The following is a 5,025-nucleotide window of genomic DNA, read 5'->3' on the forward strand; positions in this document are numbered from 1 at the left end:
ACCTGAGACGCGTAATTGGCAATCGAGGTGAGGTTATCGCGTGTTCCGGTATAGGCTGCGCCATCGGGGGATGTGCTTCCGTTAGACAGGCTAATTGCGGTTGACCCGGCAACAAGCCCAGTATTGGTCAGCCCACCGGGGTTATATCCGAACCCAAGTTCATCGGTGGCAATACCCGCTAGGAACTGGGTACTCGTCGGCGCATTCTGGGTGCCAACATAGGCAAAAATGACATCGCCCGCGCTATTGATATCAAAGGAATTCGTTTCCTGAATCAACCCGACAGAGGCCCCATACCCGGCGACATCGCCATCACGTACATTGCTAAAGGTGACGACCGTCCCGGCGGCAATATCGCTTGTCACTGTCCAGGTAATCGTTCCCGCATCTACGTTAAACGCGGTCCCCGTCCATTCATTATCGGTAAAGTAGACCTGAAACGGGTTCGAGGCCCCATTCAGATCTTCGAGAACAACAAAGGAGAGATCTTCGTTGCCATCCACGTTCAACCCGGTGAAGGCAATCGCCCCGGCCGAGAGGCTCGGTGTGCTTAGCGCCGGCAGTTCGGTTGAAAAGTTCCAATCAGTGGTGTTGGAAATTCCGCCAAAATCGTTCCCGGCGGTGTCTTCAATCGCACCAGAGTCGATTTGAACATAATAGGGCTGAGCAACATCAAGGTCATTGGTTGGATTGATGGTCACCGTGGCCCCAGAAACGGAGACTTGGCCTGAGGTCACATCAATTTGCGCGACAACTGAATTATCAACGCCTGAGTAGATGGTTATGTTGCCCGTGCCGACCTGAACGTCTTCGTTGAACGTTATGGTCAGATTTGAGCCAACGGTGACGGATGCGGTGCCATCCGATGGGGTCACAGACAAGAGACCGGGCGGGGTGACATCCGGGCCCGCAACAGAAAACGTGGTCGAGGTGAACGGCGACAATGTTTCCCCATCACCGACACCGTTGACCGTGGTGTAATTGCCGATAGACACAGAGTTCAAATTGTCGAGGTATTCGGCAAATGTCGCTTCGGTTGTGCGGTCCCCGGTATAGCTTGCACCATCCAAGCCGTCCTCAAGCGCGCCAAAGTTGGCCGCTGTGACACCTTCGACAAGGCCCGTCCCGCTCAGCGTGCCGCCGCTTTGAGTGAAACCTAAGGTGTCTGTTGCGAAACCGGCCAGAAAGGTGCCCGGCGACTCTAGTGTCCCTGTGTAGGCGAGAACAACATCGCCTGCGGACGCAGGTGAGAAGGATTCATCGCGCGACACAAACCCATGGGTCACACCAAAGTTGGAGGTGTTTAGGGTTGCTTCGGAGCCTATGTCGTTGAAATTGACCACTGTCCCGGCCGGGATGAGTTCATCAACGGTCCAGATCAAGGTTCCATCAGATCCGGTCGCAAGAGCCGAACCATTCCACGTCTGGTCAGTAAAGTAAATCTGGAATGGGTTTACTGATCCGTCCAACTCTTCCAACACCACGATGGCGAAATCATCGGCGTTGCCATCAGTGTTGAACCCGGTGAAGGCAATCGACCCGGCGCTTAGGGCCGGAGCCGCTGAAATGCTTGGCAATACCGTCGAGAAATTGAAATCTTGCGCGTTACTGATACCGACATAGGCATTGCCCGATGTGTCGGTAATCGCATTGCTGCTGACCTCGATATGATAGCGGGTGGCGGTTTCGAATGTCCCAGTGGGGTTAATCGTGACCTGCGTGCCCGACGCAGAAACCGCGCCGCTTGGAACGCTGATCGTCTCGAAAACACTGTTGTCGTCAGTTCTGCGGATGGTGATTGTACCCGTGCCGACTTGCACATCTTCGTTGAACCCAAGAACGAGGTTCGAATTCAACCCAACGTTGAGGGCACCATCCGTCGGCGACAAGGACGACAGAAGCGGTGCGGTTGTGTCCGCACCACCGGTGGTAAACGCCGTGGTGTTAAATGGGAGAGCTAACGTTCCATCAGTGGTATGGAGTGTCCAATTGGCGATGGTGTTCACCGCCGCCGCATAATCTTCGAATGTCGCGCCGGAATCGCGCGCCCCAGAATAGACGCCGCCATCTACACTGTTGTTTACGGCCAGACCGGTTTCGATGGCCGTTTGGCCAACAACCAAACCGGTCCCGCTTAGGGTGCCCGAAGAATGCGCAAAACCCAGTTCATCCGTCGCAAAGCCCGAAATAAAGCGCGAAGGTGTGCCAAAGCTGCCCTGATAGGCAAGTATCGAGTCGCCAGCTGATGACAAACTCAAAGTTCCGCTGACGGAGCCATGGCCACTTGAGACCGTTGGCGACACAGACAGGTTGGTAAAGGTGATCACGGTCCCGGCCGCCAAAGAGGCTGGCGTTGTCCAGGTCATCGTGGTTTCGCCCGTGTTAAAGGCGCTACCGTTCCATTCATCATCTGTGAAATAGACAGTGAGAGGTGCCGTTATATCAACAAGTAAGACGATGGCGAAATCGTCCGGTGCGTCAAAGTTATAACCGACAAATGCAAAATCGCCCGTGTCCAATGAAGTAACCATTTGGTTCCCTCCCCCGATGTAATTGGTCCAAAAAAACCGCTAAAAAAACGATTAAAAAAACGCAGCTTCGTGTGCTAGCTACTTGTTTTAAGATGTAAGAGCAAAACACCTTGTGCGGCAACACCTATCTATCGTCCCCCCAAGGAATAGACACAAAGTCCGGACCATACAGGAGCAGGAATAGGCGCAGGGACTTTTTGGCGGATGACCTGATGGATGTCGAAATCTGGGTGTGGAAGATGAGTTTTCAGCCGATGTATGGTCTAAATAACAAAGGCTTGCGCCCAGGGAACCGGCGGGTTCCCACAATAGTCCGCTCAGCAAGAGGGCTGCCAAACGGATCTCTTACGCCTGTGAAAGCTGCGCATAGTCAGATCGCGACCTCGTGATCTGACAGTTCATCAAGAACAAGCAAAAGTCGGGTTTCGCCTGTGCCTGCAATCGGTGGCGAGCGATGCAAAAGGTTGGCGCGCGGCTGCTCTGGCCATTTATGTCCACGCAGCACAATCGGCGCACCTGTGGGGGTCGTAAAAATACGAGTTGGATCCTTGCCCGGTGTCGCCCTGCCATATTGCGTTCCAGTGCCTCGATAAGTGCAGACAAGCCGAGCGCGGATCGCATCAACGTGAAATTTCCGGCAGGCATTTGTTGTCACCGCGTCCAAACGCAAGCGCAAATTGCGCGCCGATGTCACCTCGGCAAACATCGTTGCAAGCGCGGCAATATCGTCAATCAACCGCGCCCGCTCCGCCCCATTGGGCGTTTTGGCGTCATCACAAATTGCGCTCATGGCCTCGTGCACCCGATCAGGGCGCAGAACAATACGGGCGGTAGGAAGCCGATCAGGGTCCAACGTATCAATCCAGTTTTGAAAAGACACTAAGGGCTGGCGTTGCCAGATCGCGGCGGCGCACCCCGGGTCTTGAATGGCACTAAGGGCCGTGGATTGATCCCCAATATGCACCCCGTTCGGGAGAGATTGGGCAAATCGGTGAAGGGTTGCCCCACTCATGAACCTTGGCCCCAACGCGGGAATGGATCGGCCATACCAGCCCAGTCTTGCGGGGTGAATTCATCCGCATCCATCAAAGCCGCATTCAGCCGGGCCGAAATAGTTTCGCGGTCCAAGCCGGCCCCAATAAAGACGATTTCCTGACGGCGATCCCCCCATGGTTCGGCCCAATTACGGGCAATTTCGGCCTGTGCCTGTGGATGGCTTGGCAGCCGTTCTTGAGGGACCGCAGCCCACCAAAACCCCAAGGCTTTGACCGACGACAAGGCCCCGGCCAAGCTAAATTCCGCCGCCCATTCGGGCTGCGTTGCGATCCAAAAATGCCCCTTGGCGCGGATTGTGCCGGGCAGTTCTCCGGTCAACACTGCGTGGAGTTTTTGCGGATCAAACGGCGCGCGGGCGTGGAACACAAAAGACGTGATACCGTATTCCTCGTCTTCTGGCGTGTGATTGGCAAAGCCATAAAGCTCTTTGGCCCACATTGGATGTTCATGCGCCGTGTCGAAATCAAACAACCCGGTGTCCAAAATCGCATTGGCGGGAACGTCCGAATGGTCGGTTTCAATGATCTTGGCATCGGCATTCAAACTACGAATGATTTTGTGGGCATTGCTGCTGCGCTCTGGTCCGGCGTCGGACACTTTGTTCAAGATCACCACATCGGCAAACTCGATCTGTTCAGTCAACAGGCTGACAAGGCTGCGATCATCCTGATCCCCAAGAGATTCACCGCGATCCGTCAAAAAGTCGTGGGACGAGAAATCCTCAAGCAGATTGACGGCATCAACAACCGTCACCATCGTATCGAGGCGCGCCACATCCGAAAGGCTCTCGCCGTTTTCATCACGAAAATCAAAGGTGGCCGCGACTGGAAGTGGTTCGGATATCCCCGTGGATTCAATCAACAAATAGTCAAAGCGCCCCTCTTCGGATAGGCTGCGAACCTCTTTCAAAAGATCGTCCCGTAGGGTGCAGCAAATGCACCCATTCGACATCTCAACCAGCGTCTCTTCTGAGCGCGACAACTCGGTGCCCTCGCGGACAAGATCCGCGTCGATATTGACCTCGGACATATCGTTGACAATCACTGCCACGCGTCGACCGTCACGATTGTTGAGTACCCGGTTGAGCAAAGTCGTTTTCCCCGCCCCGAGGAAACCAGACAACACGGTCACGGGAAGGCGGGAATCTGAGCTGTCGTAGTCTTTCATGGCGAATTCAACTTTTCTTGTTTGCGGTGTTCCGGGTCGGGGCGGGCCAAAATTCTGACCCAAAAGTGTCGTGCTGGCCTTCATTTTTGTTGCCCAGGTCAACTTGCCGATACAGTTATGTTATAACATTACATCAAACAACCCCCTTTCCTCCCCTTGACGAAGTGAGCCGCGTGAAACGCCCGAGGACCGCAAACAAAAACGGCCCTAGCCGTAGCCAGAGCCGTCTAAGACGCTTGAACGCGTTTTTTACGGAATTAGGAACAAAGTG

General features: G+C 54.5%; 3 protein-coding genes. All 3 read right to left on the reverse strand.

Annotated elements, in window-relative coordinates:
* Positions 1–2,531: Ig-like domain-containing protein (locus AC5EFR_RS11395; RefSeq protein WP_493575935.1), on the reverse strand; the 2,531-nt coding region annotated here is incomplete at its 3' end.
* A 370-nt stretch (positions 2,532–2,901) separates the two neighbouring features.
* Positions 2,902–3,543: a DUF1826 domain-containing protein gene (locus tag AC5EFR_RS11400; RefSeq protein ID WP_493575936.1), complete on the reverse strand. Its 642-nt coding sequence runs from the start codon at positions 3,541–3,543 to the stop codon at positions 2,902–2,904.
* A complete protein-coding gene (locus AC5EFR_RS11405) occupies positions 3,540–4,754 on the reverse strand; it encodes a GTP-binding protein (protein WP_493575937.1) in 1,215 nt (404 codons plus the stop codon). Before AC5EFR_RS11405 ends, AC5EFR_RS11400 begins: the two co-directional genes overlap by 4 nt.
* Positions 4,755–5,025 lie beyond the last annotated feature (271 nt).

It is taken from the genome of Pelagimonas sp., assembly GCF_058892305.1.